Source organism: Mycobacterium sp. NGS54, assembly GCF_059812465.1.
Genome location: NZ_JCALCS010000004.1, coordinates 468379 through 485985 on the forward strand (window position 1 = coordinate 468379; position 17607 = coordinate 485985).

Genomic DNA, 17607 nt, shown 5'->3' on the forward strand with positions numbered 1-17607 from the left:
ACTAGTTTAGAATGGAACAAGCGCATAGGCGAACAATCTACCAGAAAGCGATCACCATGCCTCTGGATCACTACGTGACACTCGGACGCTCCGGCCTGCGCGTCAGCCCGCTGTGCCTCGGCGCGATGACATTCGGCGAAGACCTCGGGTGGGGCACCAGTGTGGAAGAGTCCCAACAGATCATCGATCGGTACACCGAGCTCGGCGGCAACTTCATCGACACCGCCAACTTCTATACCCGGAGCCACTCGGAGAAGATCATCGGCGACCACATCGGGCGCCGCCCCGCCCGCCGCGACCGCCTCGTGATCGCGACCAAATTCAGCGGCAACCTCTATCCCGGCGATCCGAACGGTGGCGGGTCGGGCCGCAAATCACTGATCAGCGCGTGCGAAAACTCGTTGCGGCGCCTGCAGACCGACTACATCGACCTGTACTGGCTGCACATCTGGGACGCGAATACTCCCATCGAGGAGACGATGGCGGCACTCGACGACCTCGTGCGGGCCGGCAAGGTGCGCTACGTCGGCGTTTCGGACACCCCGGCGTGGAAGATCGCCCAGGCCAACCTCATCGCCCGCTTCCGCGGCTGGTCGGCATTCGTCGGGCTGCAGGTCGAGTACTCGCTGCTCGAACGCGACGTCGAACAGGAACTCGTGCCCATGGCCTCCGAGTTCGGACTTGGGATGACACCGTGGTCGCCGCTGAAGGGCGGCGTGCTGAGCGGCAAGTACACCCGCCGAAACGCCGGGCAGCACAACGCCGATCGCGGCGCGATGGTTGACAGCTTCCTCAACGAGAAGACCTACGCGCTGATCGACGAACTCGAGGTCATCGCCAAGGCGCACGACACGACGGTCGCCAGCGTGGCGCTGGCGTGGGTCAGCGCGCAGCGCGCCGTCTCGTCGGTCATCATCGGGGCACGCAGGCTCTCGCAGCTCGACGACAACCTCCGCGCCGTCGACGTGGAGCTCGACGCCGAGGAGCTGGCCCGCCTCGACGAGCTGACCAAACCGGCGTTCGGATTTCCCCACAACATGCTGGAATTGGCGCCGGGCATCATCAACGGCGGAACAAGGATCAACGGCATCTCCGCGCCGCCGTCCGAATATGTGATGCCGCAGGGCGCCCGGCCCTACTGACGTCCGTCATCACCGCGAGCAGACGCGGAATCGCACGTTTCCGCCTCGGAACGTGCGATTTTGCGTCTGCTCGCGGGAACTAGTCGGCCTTGCCCCTGTGCATGCTGACCGCGGCGTCCACGTTGGCCTTCTTGTCCTCACCGGCGCCCTTCGCCGCGGCCTTCTTGCGCTTGGCCACGACCGCGTCCACCGCGCCGTTGAGCGCCGACCCCAGCGGGAACCCGAGATAGTGGGTCAGGAAGACGGCCATTTCTTTCAGTTCGGTCTCGGACAGTTCCCCGTTGAGCAGCGCGGCGTTGATCTGGATCTCGGCCAGGTCACGATTGCCGATCGCGGTCACCGCCGTCAGCGTCATGATCCGCTTGTCGCGCATCGACAAGCCCGGTCGGGTCCAGATGCTGCCGAAGAGGTGATCGACGGTCAGGTCGAAGTACGCGTCGCCCTCGATGTTGGGCATCTCCCAGCCGTAGACCTCGTTCATCTTCTCGAGGCCCTTGCGGCGCAGTTCGTCCATTTACGTCTCTTTCTCTGTGTGTGGCACGCCGAGGCCCGCCGCCAGGTTCTCAAAGGCCAGCTGCGCCAGCGGCAGGTCGACCGCCACCGACTCGCCCAGCGCCAGCGCCAGGCTGAGGTCCTTCTCGCCGAGCCCGCGGGTGTGCAGGAATGGCTGGTACAGGAAGTTGTCGGGCTCAAGGTCGTCCATGTTCTCGCGCACCATGATCGCCCCCGGGCCGCTCGTAAGGGCATCGGTGTGGCGCACCACCCGCCCGAGCGCCTGCAGATCCAGGCCGGCCGCCTCGGCCAGTTTCATGGCCTCGCACGCCGCGGCGTACGAGGTGAACGTCAACATGTTGCGCGCCAGCTTCATTCGGGTACCCGCGCCCGGCTCGCCGGCATGGATCACCATCGCGGCCCAGTGTTTGAACGCCGGCTTGATCCGTTCGTATACCTCGCGATCGGCTCCCACCATGGTGGCCAGCTCGCCCTTCGCGGCGGCGGCCGCGCCACCGCTGACGGGCGCATCGACGACGTGGATGTCGCGCGGTTTCATCTCGCGGGCCAACTCGACGGCGGTGGTGTCGCTGATGGTCGAGTGGATCGCGATGACCGTTCCGGGCTTGGCGTGCGCCGCGAGTTCGCCGACGACCTCGCGCACCTGCGCATCGTCCAGCACGGTGACGTGAACGATGTCCGCGGCGGCAACGTCGGCCACGCTGTCGGCCAGGCTGGCGCCCTTCTCGGCCAGCGGAGTCATCGCGTCGGCCCGGATGTCGTAGACCGTCACCCCGCCGGGCCATTCGGTCATCTTCGTGGCCATCGGGGCGCCCATGTTGCCCAGCCCGATGTAGCCGAGCTTCGCGTGGTCGGTCATGACCGGATTATCTGTCCGCCGTCAACATTGAAGACCTGTCCGGTGATCCACGACGCCTCGTCGGACAGCAGGAACAGGCACATCCCGACGACGTCCTCGGGCGTTCCCATCCGCGACAGCGGCAGGCCCTTGACGATGTCGGCGACCATCTCCTGTGGGGTGGTGGTCCGGTTGGCCTCGGTGTCGATGGGGCCGGGCGCGATCGCGTTGATCCGGATGTTCTGGCCGCCCAGCTCGCGCGATAGCTGTTGGGTCAGGCCGTTGATGCCGACCTTGGCCAGTGCGTAGAAGTTCGCGTAAAGCCATGCTGCGGTGGAAGACTGGTTGACGATCGCCCCGCCGCCGCGCTTGGCCATCTTCTTGTACACCGCGCGGGTGCACCACAGCGCGCCGTCGAGGTTCACGCTCATGAACTTCTTGTAGTACTCGGGGTCGACGGTGAGCAGGAAATCCAGCTTCATGCCGCCGAATATCGCGGCGTTGTTGACCAGGTAGTCGATGCCGCCGAACTCGGCCAGCGTGCGGTCGGCCATCTCCTTGGCCGATGCCGGGTCCGAAACGTCGACCGGGATGGCCAGCGCCGTTCCGCCCTCGCCCTTGATCCCGTCGGCCACCTTCTCGGCGCCCGGCACGTTGATGTCGGCGACGACGACGGCCGCGCCCTCGCGCGCCAGCGCCTCCGCGTACGCCTGCCCGATGCCGCCACCGGATCCGGTGACGATGGCCACCTTGTTCTCGAATCGCATGCCGCTCCTCTAGTTGACCGCTGTCGCGATGGTCTTGATTTCCAGGTATTCCTCGAAACCGGCCAGACCCATCTCGCGGCCGTTGCCGGACTGCTTGTAGCCGCCGAACGGCGCGTCGGCGGAGTACCAGACACCGCCGTTGACGTTGATGGTGCCCGCCCTTATTCGGGCGGCGACCGCGGCGGCCCGGTCCGGGTCAGCGCCAAAGACGGTGCCCGACAAGCCGTATGGCGAGTCGTTGGCGATGCGCACGGCGTCGTCGTCGCCGTCGTGCGGGATGACCGTGAGCACCGGGCCGAAGATCTCCTCCCGCGCTACGCGGGCGTCGTTACCCAAGCCGGCGATCACGGTGGGCTCGATGAAGAACCCGACCTCGCGGTCCGCCGGCCGGCCGCCGCCGCACGCGAACGTCCCGCCCTCGGCGATCGCCGAGTCGAGGTAGCCCTGTATCCGGTCGCGCTGGCGCGCCGAAATCACCGGGCCGCAAATGGTTCCGGGGTCGGTGGGGTCGCCGGCCTTGATGCCGCCCATCGTTGCGGCCGCGATGGAGACGGCCTCGTCGTACCGTGCCCGCGGCACCACCAGCCGGGTGGTGATCGCGCACCCCTGCCCGGCGTGCATGCACACCGAGAATCCCGCAACCCCGACGGCGCCGCCCAAGTCGGCGTCGTCGAGCACGACGAATGCCGACTTGCCGCCCAGCTCGAGGAAGACCTTCTTGATGGTCGCGGCGCCGTCGGCCATCACGCTGCGCCCGGTGGCCGTCGACCCGGTGAACGAAACCATGTCCACCCGAGGGTCTTTGGCCAATAGCGCGCCGACACCGTGATCGCTGGAGGTGACGATGTTGACGACCCCGGGCGGAAAGTCGGTGTGTTCGGCGATGAGCTCCCCCAGCACCGCCGCACACCACGGCGTGTCGGGCGCGGGCTTCAGCACCACGGTGTTTCCGGCGGCCAGGGCGGGCCCGATCTTGGCGAGGTTGATCTGGTGCGGGAAGTTCCACGGGGTGATGGCGCCGACGACACCGACGGCCTCACGGGCAATGGTGCGCCTGGTGCGGATCCCCATCGGCGCCGCCTCGCCGAGATCCTGATTCCACACGTAGGACTCGGCCGTGTCGGCCGCGAACGCCAAGTCCTTTACGGGCACCTCGAGCTGGGCGATGGCGGTGAGCATCCGCGGCGCGCCGACCTCGGCGATGGTAATGTCACGCAGCTCCTCGAGATGCGCTTGCATGGCGTCGCGCAGCTGCCGCACGCACCGTACCCGCAACTCGGTGTTGCGCGACCAGTCCGTGTCGTCGAAGGCCCGCCGCGCCGCGTCGATGGCGCGGCCCATGTCGTCGGCGTCCGCGTCGGCGGCGACTCCCAGCACTTCCTCGGTCGCCGGGTTGATCGTCGGGAAAGTCCCCGCACTCCCGGGCGACAGCTTGCCGTCGATGAACAGTGCGCTCGCGCCGTCGGCCAGTAACGCCATGTCTCCCGCTCCCGCCTGATCGTGGGGCCCGCAAAGGTGAGTGGACAGTTGTCCGATATTGCCGTCTCGCACCATAGTCGCCGGGCGGTCAGGGGTGCAAGGTCCGATCTAGTCGGCCGCCATTCACCGTCAATGGATACCACGTTCACCTGTGTATTCACCAATGATGCTTGCTTCCACTCGCCGACATCCTCTAGCGTGGACACGTGTCCAGCGATGCACTGGTTGCGATCACCTCCCAGGCCGACCGGAAGACCGGGGAACCTGTGCGCAACCGCCGCCAGGAGGAGACCTTCCGCAAGGTCCTCGCCGCCGGCATCGAAACGCTGCGGGAGAAGTCCTATGCCGACCTGACGGTGCGCGCGGTGGCCGCCCGCGCCAAGGTCGCTCCGGCCACCGCCTACACCTACTTCTCGTCGAAGAACCACCTGATCGCCGAGGTCTACCTCGACCTGGTCCGGCAAGTCCCGTACTTCACCGACGTCAACGACCCGATGCCGGTCCGGGTGGACAAGGTGCTGCGCCACCTCGCGCTCGTCGTCGCCGATGAGCCCGAGGTCGGCGCCGCATGCACCACCGCATTGCTCGGCGGCGGCACCGACCCCGCGGTGGCCGCCGCGCGGGACCGGATCGGTGCGGAGATCCACCGCCGCATCGCCACCGCGATCGGGCCCGGCGCGGACCCCAGCACCGTCTCGGCGCTCGAGATGGCGTTCTTCGGCGCATTGGTGCAGGCCGCCAGCGGCCAGTTCACCTATCACCAGATCGCCGACCGCCTCGGCTACGTCGTCGGCCTCATCCTCCCCCACCCCGGAGCAGACCAATGACCGTACAGACCGAAAAGCCGGTCTTGGATCCCTACGACTACGACTTCCACGAGGATCCGTATCCGTATTACAAGAGGCTGCGCGACGAGGCGCCGCTGTACCGCAACGAGGAACTGAATTTCTGGGCACTGTCACGACATCACGATGTGCTGCAGGGGTTCCGTAACAGCACAACGCTTTCCAACAAGTACGGAGTCTCGCTGGATCCGGCGTCGCGCGGCCCGCATGCGTCCAAGACGATGTCGTTTCTGGCAATGGACGATCCGGCCCACCTGAGGCTGCGGACGCTCGTGTCAAGGGGCTTCACGCCGAGGCGGATTCGGGAACTGGAGCCTCGCGTCACCGAAATAGCCACGCGGCACCTCGACACCATGCTGGAGATGTCGAAGGACGGAACCGTCGACTATATCGACGAGTTCGCCGGCAAGCTGCCCATGGACGTCATCTCCGAGCTGATGGGTGTCCCCGAACCGGATCGACCACAGGTCCGGGCCTGGGCCGACGGCGTGATGCACCGCGACGAGGGCGTCACCGACGTGCCGCCCGAGGCTGTCGAGGCCTCCATCAACCTCATCGTCTACTACCAGGGGATGGTGGCCGAGAGGCGCAAGAAGCTGACGGAGGATCTGACGTCGGCGCTGCTGGAAGCCGAGATCGACGGCGACCGCCTCACCGACGACGAGATCCTCGGGTTCATGTTCCTGATGGTGATCGCCGGCAACGAGACGACCACCAAACTCCTTGCCAACGCCGCCTTTTGGGGTCACAAGAACCCCGACCAGCTGGCGCCGGTCTACGCAGACCTGTCCCGGGTGCCGCTGTGGGTCGAGGAAACGCTGCGCTACGACACCTCCAGCCAGATCCTGGCCCGCACCGTGGCGGGAGAGCTCACCCTCTACGACACCACGATCCCGGGGGGCGACGTCCTGCTGCTGCTGCCCGGATCGGGCCACCGCGACGAGCGGGTCTTCGACAAGCCGGACGACTTCCTGATCGGGCGCGAAATCGGGCCCAAGCTACTGAGTTTCGGCAGCGGCGCGCACTTCTGCCTGGGCGCCCACCTCGCCCGGATGGAGGCCAGGGTCGCGCTCATCGAGTTGTTCAAGCGAATCCGCGGATATGAGGTCGACGAGGCCAACGCCGTCCGCGTCCACTCCAGCAACGTCCGCGGATTCGCTCACCTACCCATGACCGTGGAGGTCCGCTGAATGCCCCGCTTTGACCCGCTACCGGAACGTCGCCCCACGATTGTGGCCGGCGCCTCCTCCGGGATCGGAGAGGCCACCGCCATCGAACTCGCGGCGCACGGCTTCCCCGTCGCCCTGGGCGCCCGCCGGGTGGAAAAGCTCAACGACATCGTCGGAAAGATCAACGCCGAGGGCGGCGAGGCGGTCGGATTCCACCTGGACGTCACCGACCCGAACTCGGTGAAGTCCTTTGTCGCGCAGTCGGTCGACGCGCTCGGCGACATCGAGGTGCTGGTGACCGGCGCGGGCGACACCTACTTCGGCAAGCTCGCCGAGATCACCACCGACGAGTTCGAGTCGCAGCTCCAAATCCACCTCGTCGGCGCAAACCGGCTGGCCGCCGCGGTGCTGCCGGGCATGCTCGACCGGCGGCGCGGCGACCTGATCTTCGTGGGTTCCGATGTGGCGCTGCGCCAGCGACCGCACATGGGCGCCTACGGCGCCGCCAAGGCCGCACTCGTCGCGATGGTCACCAACTTCCAGATGGAGCTCGAGGGCACCGGCGTGCGAGCCTCGATCGTGCACCCCGGCCCCACCAAGACATCGATGGGCTGGAGCCTCCCGGCCGAGAAGATCGGCCCCGCACTTGAGGACTGGGCCAAGTGGGGCCAAGCCCGCCACGACTACTTCCTGCGCGCGGCGGACCTGGCACGAGCCATCACCTTCGTCGCCGAGACCCCGCGCGGTGGCTTCATCGCGAACATGGAGCTTCAGCCCGAAGCCCCGTTGGCCGACAAGAAAGATCGCCAGAAGCTCGCACTCGGCGAAGAGGGGATGCCGTCATGACAACCACCGCCACCGTGCCGCGGGTTTCCGGCGGCGAAGAAGAGCACGGTCATCTGGAGGAATTCCGCACCGACCCAATCGGTTTGATGCAACGGGTGCGAGACGAATGCGGGGACGTGGGTTGGTTCCAGCTGGCGGACAAGCATGTCATCCTGTTGTCCGGCGCGAACGCCAACGAGTTCTTTTTCCGGTCCGCCGACGAGGACCTGGACCAGGCCGAGGCCTACCCGTTCATGACGCCGATCTTCGGCAAGGGAGTGGTGTTCGACGCCAGCCCGGAGCGGCGCAAGGAGATGCTGCACAACTCGGCGCTGCGCGGCGAGCAGATGAAGGGCCACGCCGCCACCATCGAGGGCGAAGTGAAGAAGATGATCGCCGACTGGGGCGACGCGGGCGAGATCGAGCTGCTCGACTTCTTCGCCGAGCTGACCATCTACACCTCGACGGCCTGCCTGATCGGTCTGAAGTTCCGCGAACAGCTCGACCACCGGTTCGCGGAGTACTACCACGAGCTGGAACGGGGCACCGACCCACTGTGCTACGTCGACCCGTACCTCCCGATCGAGAGTTTCCAGCTCCGCGACGAGGCTCGCGTGAAACTCGTTGCGCTGGTGCAGGAAATCATGGATCAGCGAATCGCAAACCCGCCCAAGGACAAGGCCGACCGCGACATGCTCGACGTGCTGGTTTCGATCAAGGACGAGGAGGGCAACCTGCGCTTCTCGGCCGACGAGGTCACCGGGATGTTCATCTCGCTGATGTTCGCCGGGCACCACACCAGCTCTGGAACCTCCGCGTGGACCCTGATCGAGCTGATCCGCCATCCCGAGGTGTACGCCGAGGTGCTGGCCGAGCTCGAGGAGCTCTACGCCGACGGCCAGGAGGTGAGTTTCCATGCCCTGCGCCAGATCCCGAAGCTGGACAATGTGGTCAAGGAGACCCTGCGGCTGCACCCGCCGCTGATCATCTTGATGCGGGTCGCCAAGGGCGAGTTCGAGGTGGAGGGCTTCCCCATTCACAACGGCGACTATGTCGCGGCCTCGCCGGCGATTTCGAACCGGATTCCCGAGGACTTTCCCGATCCGGACGCGTTCAAGCCCGACCGCTACGACAAGCCGGAGCAGGCCGACATCGTCAACCGGTGGACCTGGATTCCGTTCGGCGCGGGGCGGCACCGCTGCGTGGGCGCCGCCTTCGCCCAGATGCAGATCAAGGCGATCTTCTCGGTTCTGTTGCGCGAGTACGAGTTCGAGATGGCGCAGCCCGCCGACAGCTACCACAACGACCACTCCAAGATGGTCGTCCAGCTCGCCCGGCCGGCCAAGGCCCGCTACCGCAAGCGCAGCGCGTAAGGAGTCAGTCCCATGGGCGGATTCAGGATCGAAGCGGATCTGGATTTGTGTCAGGGCCACGCCATGTGTGAATTGGAGGCGCCGGACTACTTCCGGGTGCCCAAGCGGGGCAAGGTCGAGATCCTCGACCCCGAACCGCCCGAAGACGCCCGCGACGACGTCGAGCGCGCGGTCGCTATGTGCCCAACGCAAGCACTATTCCTCAAAGAGAAAGAAGACTGACCATGGCGTCACACTCGCGCGAGGACCTCGAGGCATGGGTCGATCGCTGGCTGCAGGTCAACAGGGACTGCGAAAAGGCCGGCGACTGGCGGCCGCTGGCGGACTTCTACGCCAAGGACGCCACCTACGGCTGGAACATCGGTCCCAAGGAGGACGTGATGTGCGTCGGCGTCGACGAGATCCGCGACATTGCGCTCGGCCTGGAGATGGAGGGCCTGGAGAACTGGGTCTACGAGTACCAGAAGGTGCTCATCGACGAGAAGCAGGGCGAGATCGTCGGCTTCTGGAAGCAGATCGTCAACAAGGCCGACGGCAGCCAGGACGAGATCTACGGCATCGGCGGCAGCTGGTTCCGCCTGGGCAGTGACCAGCTCATCGAGTGGCAGCGGGACTTCTTCGACTTCGGTCACGTCGCGAAGATGTTCGCGACCCTGATCGAGTCCGGCGATCTGTCCACCGGCATGCAGAAACGGATCGAGCGCAGCCTGGCCGGCGATAGGCTGCCCGGCTACTACCCGCTCGGCGAGGCTCCGGTACCCATCTGGTGACCGCCCGACCGGTTGGTGGTACCCCTTGTCGACAGCCCGGTGACGCAGGTCATAATGGTCTGCGAATGAGAACACGTTCTAACTTGCCGTCCGGTACCGGTCGGTCCCTTTCACCGATACTCGGGTCAGGGCATGCTGATGGAGGTCCTTCATGAAAACAAAAGGCGCGCTGATCTGGGAATTCAACCAGCCGTGGTCCATCGAGGAAATCGAGATCGGCGACCCGCAGGCGCATGAGGTCAAGATCCAGATGGAAGCCGCCGGCATGTGCCATTCGGATCACCATCTAGTTACCGGCGGCATCCCGATGGCGGGTTTCCCGGTGCTGGGCGGCCACGAGGGCGCCGGCATCGTCACCGAGGTCGGCCCCGGCGTGGAGGACATCGCCCCGGGCGACCACGTGGTGCTGTCGTTCATCCCGTCCTGCGGGTCCTGCCCGACATGTCAGGCCGGCATGCGCAACCTGTGTGACCTCGGGGCCGGGCTGCTCGGCGGTGCCGCGGTATCCGACGGCACCTTCCGCATCCAGGCCCGCGGCCAGAACGTCTTCCCCATGACGCTGCTGGGTACCTTCGCGCCGTACATGGTCGTGCACCGCAGCTCGGTGGTGAAGATCGACCCGTCGGTCCCGTTTGAGGTCGCAGCCCTGGTCGGCTGCGGCGTCACCACCGGCTACGGTTCGGCGGTCCGCACCGCCGACATCCGGCCGGGCCAGGACGTCGCCATCGTCGGCGTCGGCGGCGTGGGCATGGCGGCGCTGCAGGGCGCCGTCAACGCGGGCGCGCGCTACATCTTCGCGATCGACCCGGTGGAGTGGAAGCGCGATCAGGCCCTGAAGTTCGGCGCCACCCACGTCTACCCCGACATCAACGCCGCGCTGGCGGGCATGGCCGAAGTCACCTACGGTCTGATGGCCCACAAGGTGGTCGTGACGGTGGGCGAGCTGCACGGCGCCGACGTCGACGCCTACCTGAACATCACCCAAAAGGGCGGCACCTGCGTGCTGACCGCGATCGGTAGCCTGCTGGACACCAACGTCAACCTGAACCTGGCGATGCTCACCCTGATGCAGAAGAACCTGCAGGGCACCATCTTCGGCGGCGGCAACCCGCAGTACGACATCCCGCAGCTGCTGTCGATGTACAAGGCCGGCAAGCTCAACCTGGACGACATGATCACCCGCCAGTACAAGCTCGAGCAGATCAACGACGGCTACCAGGACATGCTGGAAGGCAAGAACATTCGCGGCGTCATCCGGTACACCGACGCCGACCGGTAATCCGACCGGTCCTCAGTGACCAGCTTTCCCCACCTCTTGGCGCCAGGACGAATCGGCGCCATGGCGGTGCGCAACCGGGTCGTCATGTCCCCGATGGAGACGATGTACGGCACCCCGGACGGGCTGCCGTCACAGCGCACCCGCGACTACTTCGCCGCGCGCGCCAAGGGCGGGGTCGGCCTGATCACGTTGGGCGCCACCGGGGTCGACCACCAGCACCCCGAGACGCCCGGGGGCCTGCACCTGGCGACCGACGACGCCGTCGCGGCGCACCGGGCGTTGGTCGAGGTGGTGCACGAACACGGGGCCAAGATCCAGCCCCAGATCGTGCACGCCGGGCCCGACGGGCTGGGGCCGGAGATCTTCGGTGTCACCTCGTTGGGCCCCTCGGTGATCCCCTCTTACCTCACCGGGCGGCCATCGGCCGAGATCAGCAAGCGGCAGCTGTGCGAGGTGTTCGATCTGTTCAAGGCCGCGGCGCGCCGCGCCGTCGAGGCCGGTTACGACGGCATCGAGCTGCACGCCGCACACGGCTACATGCTGCTGGGGTCTTTCCTTGCCCCGCAACGCAACCGGCGCACCGACGACTACCGGGGCGACTCGTCCCGCGGCCGGGTGCGGGTGGTGCTGGAGGCGCTGGCCGCGATCCGCTCGGAGATCGGCGACGCCCTGCCGATCACGCTGCGCATCTCCGGCTACGAGCGGGTCGCGGGAGGGCGGCCGATCTACGAAACCGCGCGGCTGGCCACCGAACTCGTCGCCGCCGGCGTGAGCGCATTCCACGTCAGCGGCGGCGTGATCGACCGGCTCGTGACCGGGATGGTCAACGGTGCCGACGACGGCGACGCGCTCAACGTGGGCGCCGCGGCCGCGGTCAAGCAGGTGGTCGACGTGCCGGTGATCGCCGTAGGCCGCATCCACGACCCGGTGCGGGCCGAACGCATCCTGGCCGAGGGCCGCGCCGATTTCATCGCGATGGGCCGTCCGCTGCTGGCCGACCCCGACCTGGCCGGCAAGCTGCGATCCGGCCGGGCGAATCGCATCCGTAAGTGCATCTCGTGTGAAAACTGCATCGACGCAATGGAACAACGCTTCTCCGTCGACTGCGCCGTCAATCCCCGCACCGGCAAGGAGCGGGAGCTGGCCGCGCCGCGCGCCGACCGCGCCAAGCGCGTCGTGGTGATCGGCGGCGGGCCAGCCGGCCTGGAGGCCGCCCGCGTGGCCGCGCAACGCGGCCACCGCGTCACGCTCTTCGAGCGCGCCGGCCAACTCGGCGGGGCATTGCGCTGGGCATCGGTGCTGCATCCGGAGAATCAGCCGTTCCTGCAATACCTGCGCGACGAGATCAAGGCGAGCACCGTCAAAGTCCGGTTGGGACGAAGCGTTTCCGCCGGCGAGGTGGCCGCGCAAACTCCCGACGCCGTGGTGGTGGCCACCGGCGGCCACGTCGCGGTGCCAACCATTCCGGGCGCCGGACTGCCGCACGTGCACACCGGGCCCGGGTTGCGCGAGTTGCTCGATGGCCGGCTGTTCGCCGGCCGGCGACAGCGGCTGGTGCACCCCGCGGCGTTCCGTCTGGCGAGCCGTGCGTGGATGCCGTTGGGCCGGCGGGTGACCATCATCGGCGGCGATCTGGTCGCCCTCGAACTCGCCGAGTTCCTCGCCGCCCGCGGCAGGTTGGTGTCAATTCTCGAGGCGGGCAAGGACATCGCCCCCGAGGTGGGCAACAAACGCAAGACCGAGCACATGGATCGCCTCGACCGGCTCGGCGTCACCGTGCACGTCCGCGCGGCCGTCGAACGGATCACGACGCAGGCCGTGGTGTTTGCGCCGGCCGGCGGCGCCACCCGGCAGCTGGCCGCCGACAGCGTCGTCGTCGCCGGGACGGTCGAGCCCGACACCGCCCTGTTCGACACCCTGGTCGCCACCCTGCCCGGCGCCGAGGTGCACACCGCCGGCGACTGCACCGGCCTCGGCCTCATCCGCAAAGCCACCGAGGAAGGCGCACGCGCCGCGTGCGCAATCTAGAGAAGGAGAACAGCATGACCGAAACCGCGCAATCTCAGGCCTCCCCAGCTCTGGCCGCATCGCAATCCTCGTGGCGCTGCGTGCAAGCCCACGACCGGGAGGGCTGGCTGGCGCTGATGGCTGACGACGTTGTCGTCGAGGATCCGATCGGCAAGTCGGTCACCAACCCCGACGGTGAAGGCGTCAAGGGCAAAGAGGGCGTCGCGGCCTTCTACGACAACAACATCGCGGCCAACCAGCTGACCATCACCTGCGAGGAGACGTTCCCGTCGAGTTCGCCCGACGAGATCGCCCATATCCTGGTGCTGCACAGCAAGTTCGAGGGCGGGTTCACCAGCACGGTGCGCGGGGTGTTCACCTACAAGGTCAACGACGCGGGCCTGATCAGCAACATGCGCGGCTACTGGAACCTCGACATGATGAAGTTCGGCAAGGAGGACTGAGCTCAGCCGATGCGGCCCAGCCCGGTGAGGTTGCCCTGCATGGCCTTACCGTCCATCAGCACCATGGTCGGGGTCTGCAGCGGGTCGCTGAGGATGGTGGCCGACTTCGGCTGCTGCCAGAGCAGCGCCCCGCTGCCCGCGTCGACTACACCGTAGGCGAACAGGTCGAGCGGCGTGGTGTTGTCGCACCCGATCCGCGTGATGGTGTAGAGGAGACCGTCCGCGATCGACAAGTGCGGTAGCGCCGCGCTGCGAACCTTGTTCTCCCACACCGTATGACAGCCGGGGTTGTCGACGTCGACCCGGGTCATCCCGCCGACGAACGGCGCCGTCGGCGGAACGGCCGGGGGCGCTCCCGCAGGAACCGCCGGGTAGGGGTAGCCGTAGGTGCTCGACACGAACACCGAATTGCCGACCCCGATCGGCGCGTTCTCGCTGCCCGGGCCGCCCAGCGTCAAAACTGGTTGCTGGCAGATCAATTGGCCGGTGCCGGACTGGTAGACCAGCGCGTGCACCTGGGGGCTGGCGTTGTCGACGATGGTCAGGTAGTCGGCTCCGCTGGTGGGGCCGAAGTACACCGGGGTGGAGCCCGTCCCCCAGCTCAGCTGGCCGGGCTTGCGGGCCGGGCCCCGGTCATACGCTGCGCGCCAAAGGATTTGCGGGTTGCCCGCGACGTCGAGGTTCAGTTCGTAGACCGCGAAGGTGGTGGCCACCGCGACGCGCCCGCTGGGCGCCGACGAGATGCTGTTCGCCACCTGCTCGCCGGCGGGCAGCTGAACGGTGGCGACGCCGCCGCCCGGCTTGGATACGCCCACAACGCCGTTGCCGGTGGCGAACCAGACGTTGCCCGCATAGTCGGGGACCAGGCCCACCGAGTTGTCGCCGGCGGGTATCGCGCCGGACAGGTCGGTGGACTCGGTGACGACCAGCTTCCAGCAGCCCAGGGCCCCGTCCTTGACGTGGGCGATGCGCAACAGGTGGTTGGTGCCGTCGATCATCACCACCTGGTTGTTGTTGTCGAGGTAGGCGTAGACGCCGCCGAGCAGGCCCCCCTTGGCGACGTGCAGCTTGGCCAACGGGACGAAGACGGGGACCCAGCCACCCGGATCGATCAGGACGACCGTCGGGGTCTGGCCGATGTCGGTGGTGCACAGCGCCAACACCAGCCCGTCGGTGCCCTGCATGATCGTCGGGCACGCCGCCAGCAGCGGGTAGCCGAAGATCGGGACCAGGTGGGCGCCCGGACCGGGAAGCGGTCCGGCGTCGGATGATTCGGAGTCGTTGTGCAGCGACGCGAGCCCCTGCGGAGCCATGAACGGGTTGGGCGGCGCCAACGGCCCGAACGCGGCGGCCGCCCGCACGGACGGCGCCGCGCCGGAGACCAGGGCCGGGGCCATGGCGACGGCGCAAGCGGCCAGCAATGCCACGGGAAACCGCACAGAGGTCTCCTCCCGTGAATTGCGTACAGTGATTTTCCCGACGCTGCGGAACGAAATGGCAACGGTGAGCTAACGATTCGGCTTCGAGACGGCGTGGCAGACGCGGTTGGTTAGCGCCGGGTAAAGCTCAGATGCGTGACGCCGCTGGGGCCGGTCACCGCCTCCACCGCGAACCGTTGCTCGAGGCCCTCCAGTCCCTGCCACAACGGCTCCCCGCGCCCCAGGATGATGGGCACCACCGCGACGTGCAGCTGGTCGACGAGGTCCGCGGCAAGGAATTGGCGGATTGTCGACGGCCCTCCACCGAGGCGAATGTCGAGGCCTCCGGCGGCTTTTCGAGCGATCTCGAGGGATTCCGCGGGGCCGGCGTCGATGAAGTGGAAGGTGGTGCCCCCGTCCATCTCGATCGGCGGCCGGGGGTGGTGGGTAAGCACGAAGACCGGCGTGTGAAACGGCGGTTCGGCGCCCCACCAGCCCTGCCATCCGTCGCCGGCGTCCCATGGCTCGAACTTGTTGCGCCCCATGATTTCGGCGCCGATCCCGGGCGCCCAAGCGCGCGCCATGGCGTCATCGATGCCCGTCGTCCCACCCGACTCGCCGTGCATCGCGCGGAAGGTGTGGGTGGCGAAGAACCACTCGTGCAGCCGGCCGCCGGCGTGCCCGAACGGCGCGTCCGCGCGTTGTCCGATCCCCGTGCCGAAACCGTCGAGGGAAACCGAGAAATTGTGTACGCGCACCTGCGACATGGCGGGTCTCCTTTGGGTCGTGGGTCGTCGCAGGGTTGACCGTCCGTACCCGCGAAACTCATCGGTCGATCGGCGAACCTATGCTGGGGGCCATGGCGTCGATCTTCACCAAGATCATCAACCGTGAACTCCCCGGCCGTTTCGTCTACGAGGACGACGACATCGTCGCGTTCCTGACGATCGAGCCCATGACGCAGGGCCACACGCTGGTGGTGCCCCGGGCCGAGATCGATCAGTGGCAGGACGTCGACGGTGCGGTGTTCTCCCGCGTCATGGCGGTGAGCCAGCTGATCGGCAGGGCCCTGTGCAAGGCGTTCAGGGTGGAGCGTGCCGGAATGATCATCGCCGGGCTGGAGGTCCCCCATTTGCACGTCCACGTCTTCCCCACCCGCAGCCTGAGCGACTTCGGTTTCGCCAACGTGGACCGCAACCCGTCAGCGGAATCCCTCGATGCGGCCCAAGCCAAGATCAAGGCGGCGCTGGCTCAACTGGCGTGAGCCGGCTCCGGCGCCGACACATCGCTGACGCGGGGCAGCGTGACGCGGAAGCAGCACCCCTCGCCGGGTGAGGTCGTCACCGTGACATCGCCGCCGTGCGCGCGCACCAACGAGTCGACGATCGACAGCCCAAGGCCCGTGCCGCCGCTGGCCCGCGCCCGCGACGAGTCGGTTCGGTAGAACCGCTCGAAAACCCGCGACGCATCCTGCTGATTCATCCCCGGACCCTTGTCGGCCACTTCGAGCACCGCGTTGTGGCCCGCGGTGCCGACGCGAACGGTGACATCGGCGCTAGGCGGGGTGTGCTGCAGGGCGTTGGCCACGAGGTTGCCCAGCACCTGGCGAATGCGGGGCTCGTCGCCGAGCACCTCCGGGGTGCCGGGCCCGTCCAGCACCTCCATGGTGATGGCGCGCTTGGGATCGATCGCCTGCGCGTCGTGCACGGCGTCGCTGGCCAGCGCCAGCAGATCGACACGGTTGTGCTCCAGCGGTCGCTGCACATCCAGGCGAGCCAGCAGCAGCAGGTCGTCGACCAGCAAGCCCATCCGGCTGGCCTCGCTTTCGATGCGCGACAACAGCATGGACACGTCGCGCGCGGCGCCCTGGCGATACAGTTCCGCGAAGCCGCGGATGGTGGTCAGCGGCGTGCGCAGCTCGTGACTGGCGTCGGTGATGAACCGCCGCATCCGTTCCTCGGAACCGCGGGCCTTCTCGGCCGACGACTCCGATGAGGCCACCGCTTGCTGGATCTGGGTGAGCATTCCGTTGAGCGCCAACGAAAGTCGCCCCACCTCGGTTCGGGGATCGCGTTCCGGGACGCGGCGATCCAGCTGGCCCGCGGCGATGTCGGCGGCCGTGTGTTCGACCTCCATCAGTGGCCGCAGGCTGCGGTGCACCACCGCGAAGCTGGCGATCCCCACGACGGCCAGCACCGCCACCCCGATGCCGATCTGCAACCAGACCAGCGAGCTCAGCGTGTGCTGCACGTCGGACAGGTCGACCGCGACCGTCGTCAGGCCGTGCGGCCCGCGCACCGACACCGCACGCCACTGGATGTCCGAGCCGTTGACCGAGGGCAGTGTCGTCGGATTGGGTCCGACGTCGTTGTCGGGGGGCAGCGCCGGCTCCGCGTTGCGGTCGTTGATGGCGGTGAACGGGGTGCCGTCGGTGCCGATGCCTCGCACGTAGAACTTCGAGGGCGGACGGCCGGGATCGGGGCCTTCGTAGGGCGGGGGTGACTCCCGCCGCGGGGCCTGTGCCCAGCTGCGCGACGCGTCGAGCAGTGTCTGGTCGATGCGGCCGATCAGGCTGTGCCGCAGGATCGAGGTGACGGCCAGACCGGACACCGCCAGACCGCAGGCCACCAGGAGCAGGGTGGCGGCCACCAGCCCCACCCGGAGTGGCAATCCGCGTCGAATCTTGTTGGGCATGCCCGTCTTCCTCGCTACCACTCG

At 67.4% G+C, this 17607-nt stretch carries 18 protein-coding genes; 11 read left to right on the top strand and 7 right to left on the bottom strand.

The window, feature by feature from the left end; translation table 11 throughout:
• The first annotated feature begins 56 nt into the window (after window positions 1-56).
• A complete protein-coding gene (locus AC5Y5E_RS14770; protein WP_499903708.1) occupies window positions 57-1142 on the top strand; it encodes an aldo/keto reductase in 1086 nt (361 codons plus the stop codon).
• Window positions 1143-1221: 79 nt separating this feature from the next.
• On the opposite strand, the gene AC5Y5E_RS14775 is transcribed toward AC5Y5E_RS14770, so the two are convergent.
• Genes AC5Y5E_RS14775 through AC5Y5E_RS14790 form a run of 4 tightly spaced genes read right to left on the bottom strand, consistent with a single transcriptional unit; the run spans window position 1222 to window position 4739 of the window.
• Window positions 1222-1656: a carboxymuconolactone decarboxylase family protein gene (locus AC5Y5E_RS14775; protein WP_499903709.1), complete on the bottom strand. Its 435-nt coding sequence runs from the start codon at window positions 1654-1656 to the stop codon at window positions 1222-1224.
• The gene (locus AC5Y5E_RS14780; RefSeq protein WP_499903710.1) at window positions 1657-2514 is read right to left on the bottom strand and encodes an NAD(P)-dependent oxidoreductase; all 858 of its coding nucleotides are present in this window, start codon (window positions 2512-2514) and stop codon (window positions 1657-1659) included.
• Entirely contained in the window at window positions 2511-3260 is a 750-nt protein-coding gene (locus AC5Y5E_RS14785) for an SDR family oxidoreductase (protein WP_499903711.1), read from the bottom strand. Before AC5Y5E_RS14785 ends, AC5Y5E_RS14780 begins: the two co-directional genes overlap by 4 nt.
• 9 nt (window positions 3261-3269) lie before the next feature.
• A complete protein-coding gene (locus tag AC5Y5E_RS14790) occupies window positions 3270-4739 on the bottom strand; it encodes an aldehyde dehydrogenase (RefSeq protein WP_499903712.1) in 1470 nt (489 codons plus the stop codon).
• 206 nt (window positions 4740-4945) lie between these two features.
• Here AC5Y5E_RS14790 and AC5Y5E_RS14795 point away from each other — a divergent pair, with 206 nt between their 5' ends.
• The 9 genes from AC5Y5E_RS14795 to AC5Y5E_RS14835 all read left to right on the top strand — a co-directional run bounded on the left by AC5Y5E_RS14795 (window position 4946) and on the right by AC5Y5E_RS14835 (window position 13471).
• On the top strand, window positions 4946-5566 hold the full coding sequence (locus AC5Y5E_RS14795) for a TetR/AcrR family transcriptional regulator (protein ID WP_499903713.1): 621 nt from the start codon (window positions 4946-4948) through the stop codon (window positions 5564-5566).
• Window positions 5563-6774 carry a cytochrome P450 gene (locus AC5Y5E_RS14800; protein WP_499903714.1) on the top strand — a complete coding sequence of 404 codons (1212 nt, stop codon included), beginning with the start codon at window positions 5563-5565 and terminating at the stop codon, window positions 6772-6774. The genes AC5Y5E_RS14795 and AC5Y5E_RS14800 overlap by 4 nt, the downstream gene beginning before the upstream one ends.
• Entirely contained in the window at window positions 6775-7599 is an 825-nt protein-coding gene (locus tag AC5Y5E_RS14805) for an SDR family oxidoreductase (protein WP_499903715.1), read from the top strand.
• Window positions 7596-8951: a lanosterol 14-alpha demethylase gene (gene cyp51, locus AC5Y5E_RS14810; RefSeq protein WP_499903716.1), complete on the top strand. Its 1356-nt coding sequence runs from the start codon at window positions 7596-7598 to the stop codon at window positions 8949-8951. The genes AC5Y5E_RS14805 and cyp51 overlap by 4 nt, the downstream gene beginning before the upstream one ends.
• Before the next feature lie 12 nt (window positions 8952-8963).
• Entirely contained in the window at window positions 8964-9173 is a 210-nt protein-coding gene (gene fdx / locus AC5Y5E_RS14815; RefSeq protein ID WP_499903717.1) for a ferredoxin Fdx, read from the top strand.
• A 2-nt stretch (window positions 9174-9175) separates the two neighbouring features.
• Window positions 9176-9721, top strand: coding sequence for a nuclear transport factor 2 family protein (locus tag AC5Y5E_RS14820; RefSeq protein ID WP_499903718.1), 546 nt, complete (start codon window positions 9176-9178; stop codon window positions 9719-9721).
• Between the two features lie 151 nt (window positions 9722-9872).
• Window positions 9873-11000, top strand: coding sequence for an NDMA-dependent alcohol dehydrogenase (locus AC5Y5E_RS14825; protein ID WP_499903719.1), 1128 nt, complete (start codon window positions 9873-9875; stop codon window positions 10998-11000).
• A gap of 15 nt (window positions 11001-11015) precedes the next feature.
• Window positions 11016-13028 (top strand): oxidoreductase, encoded by a 2013-nt coding sequence (locus AC5Y5E_RS14830; RefSeq protein WP_499903720.1) that lies wholly within the window; start codon window positions 11016-11018, stop codon window positions 13026-13028.
• 14 nt (window positions 13029-13042) lie between these two features.
• Window positions 13043-13471 carry a ketosteroid isomerase family protein gene (locus AC5Y5E_RS14835; RefSeq protein WP_499903721.1) on the top strand — a complete coding sequence of 143 codons (429 nt, stop codon included), beginning with the start codon at window positions 13043-13045 and terminating at the stop codon, window positions 13469-13471.
• Window positions 13472-13473: 2 nt separating this feature from the next.
• Here the strand turns inward: AC5Y5E_RS14835 and AC5Y5E_RS14840 are convergent, their stop codons facing one another.
• Window positions 13474-14868: a hypothetical protein gene (locus AC5Y5E_RS14840; RefSeq protein ID WP_499903941.1), complete on the bottom strand. Its 1395-nt coding sequence runs from the start codon at window positions 14866-14868 to the stop codon at window positions 13474-13476.
• Between the two features lie 152 nt (window positions 14869-15020).
• Window positions 15021-15656 (bottom strand): dihydrofolate reductase family protein, encoded by a 636-nt coding sequence (locus AC5Y5E_RS14845; RefSeq protein ID WP_499903722.1) that lies wholly within the window; start codon window positions 15654-15656, stop codon window positions 15021-15023.
• Between the two features lie 92 nt (window positions 15657-15748).
• Here AC5Y5E_RS14845 and AC5Y5E_RS14850 point away from each other — a divergent pair, with 92 nt between their 5' ends.
• The gene (locus AC5Y5E_RS14850) at window positions 15749-16153 is read left to right on the top strand and encodes an HIT family protein (protein ID WP_499903723.1); all 405 of its coding nucleotides are present in this window, start codon (window positions 15749-15751) and stop codon (window positions 16151-16153) included.
• On the opposite strand, the gene AC5Y5E_RS14855 is transcribed toward AC5Y5E_RS14850, so the two are convergent.
• Window positions 16141-17583, bottom strand: a complete 1443-nt coding sequence (locus tag AC5Y5E_RS14855; RefSeq protein ID WP_499903724.1) for a sensor histidine kinase — start codon at window positions 17581-17583, stop codon at window positions 16141-16143. The two genes, AC5Y5E_RS14850 and AC5Y5E_RS14855, sit on opposite strands and share 13 nt — an antisense overlap.
• Between the last annotated feature and the right edge of the window lie 24 nt (window positions 17584-17607).

What these genes read in the sequence shown, in the direction of transcription:
- AC5Y5E_RS14770 (WP_499903708.1), top strand. Translation starts at nt 57, where the DNA reads ATGCCTCTGGATCACTACGTGACACTCGGACGCTCCGGCCTGCGCGTC.
- AC5Y5E_RS14850 (WP_499903723.1), top strand. Translation starts at nt 15,749, where the DNA reads ATGGCGTCGATCTTCACCAAGATCATCAACCGTGAACTCCCCGGCCGT.
- AC5Y5E_RS14820 (WP_499903718.1), top strand. Translation starts at nt 9,176, where the DNA reads ATGGCGTCACACTCGCGCGAGGACCTCGAGGCATGGGTCGATCGCTGG.
- cyp51 (WP_499903716.1), top strand. Translation starts at nt 7,596, where the DNA reads ATGACAACCACCGCCACCGTGCCGCGGGTTTCCGGCGGCGAAGAAGAG.
- AC5Y5E_RS14805 (WP_499903715.1), top strand. Translation starts at nt 6,775, where the DNA reads ATGCCCCGCTTTGACCCGCTACCGGAACGTCGCCCCACGATTGTGGCC.
- AC5Y5E_RS14775 (WP_499903709.1), bottom strand. Translation starts at nt 1,656, where the DNA reads ATGGACGAACTGCGCCGCAAGGGCCTCGAGAAGATGAACGAGGTCTAC.
- AC5Y5E_RS14845 (WP_499903722.1), bottom strand. Translation starts at nt 15,656, where the DNA reads ATGTCGCAGGTGCGCGTACACAATTTCTCGGTTTCCCTCGACGGTTTC.
- AC5Y5E_RS14780 (WP_499903710.1), bottom strand. Translation starts at nt 2,514, where the DNA reads ATGACCGACCACGCGAAGCTCGGCTACATCGGGCTGGGCAACATGGGC.
- AC5Y5E_RS14825 (WP_499903719.1), top strand. Translation starts at nt 9,873, where the DNA reads ATGAAAACAAAAGGCGCGCTGATCTGGGAATTCAACCAGCCGTGGTCC.
- AC5Y5E_RS14840 (WP_499903941.1), bottom strand. Translation starts at nt 14,868, where the DNA reads ATGGCCCCGGCCCTGGTCTCCGGCGCGGCGCCGTCCGTGCGGGCGGCC.
- AC5Y5E_RS14790 (WP_499903712.1), bottom strand. Translation starts at nt 4,739, where the DNA reads ATGGCGTTACTGGCCGACGGCGCGAGCGCACTGTTCATCGACGGCAAG.
- AC5Y5E_RS14835 (WP_499903721.1), top strand. Translation starts at nt 13,043, where the DNA reads ATGACCGAAACCGCGCAATCTCAGGCCTCCCCAGCTCTGGCCGCATCG.
- AC5Y5E_RS14785 (WP_499903711.1), bottom strand. Translation starts at nt 3,260, where the DNA reads ATGCGATTCGAGAACAAGGTGGCCATCGTCACCGGATCCGGTGGCGGC.
- AC5Y5E_RS14855 (WP_499903724.1), bottom strand. Translation starts at nt 17,583, where the DNA reads ATGCCCAACAAGATTCGACGCGGATTGCCACTCCGGGTGGGGCTGGTG.
- fdx (WP_499903717.1), top strand. Translation starts at nt 8,964, where the DNA reads ATGGGCGGATTCAGGATCGAAGCGGATCTGGATTTGTGTCAGGGCCAC.
- AC5Y5E_RS14800 (WP_499903714.1), top strand. Translation starts at nt 5,563, where the DNA reads ATGACCGTACAGACCGAAAAGCCGGTCTTGGATCCCTACGACTACGAC.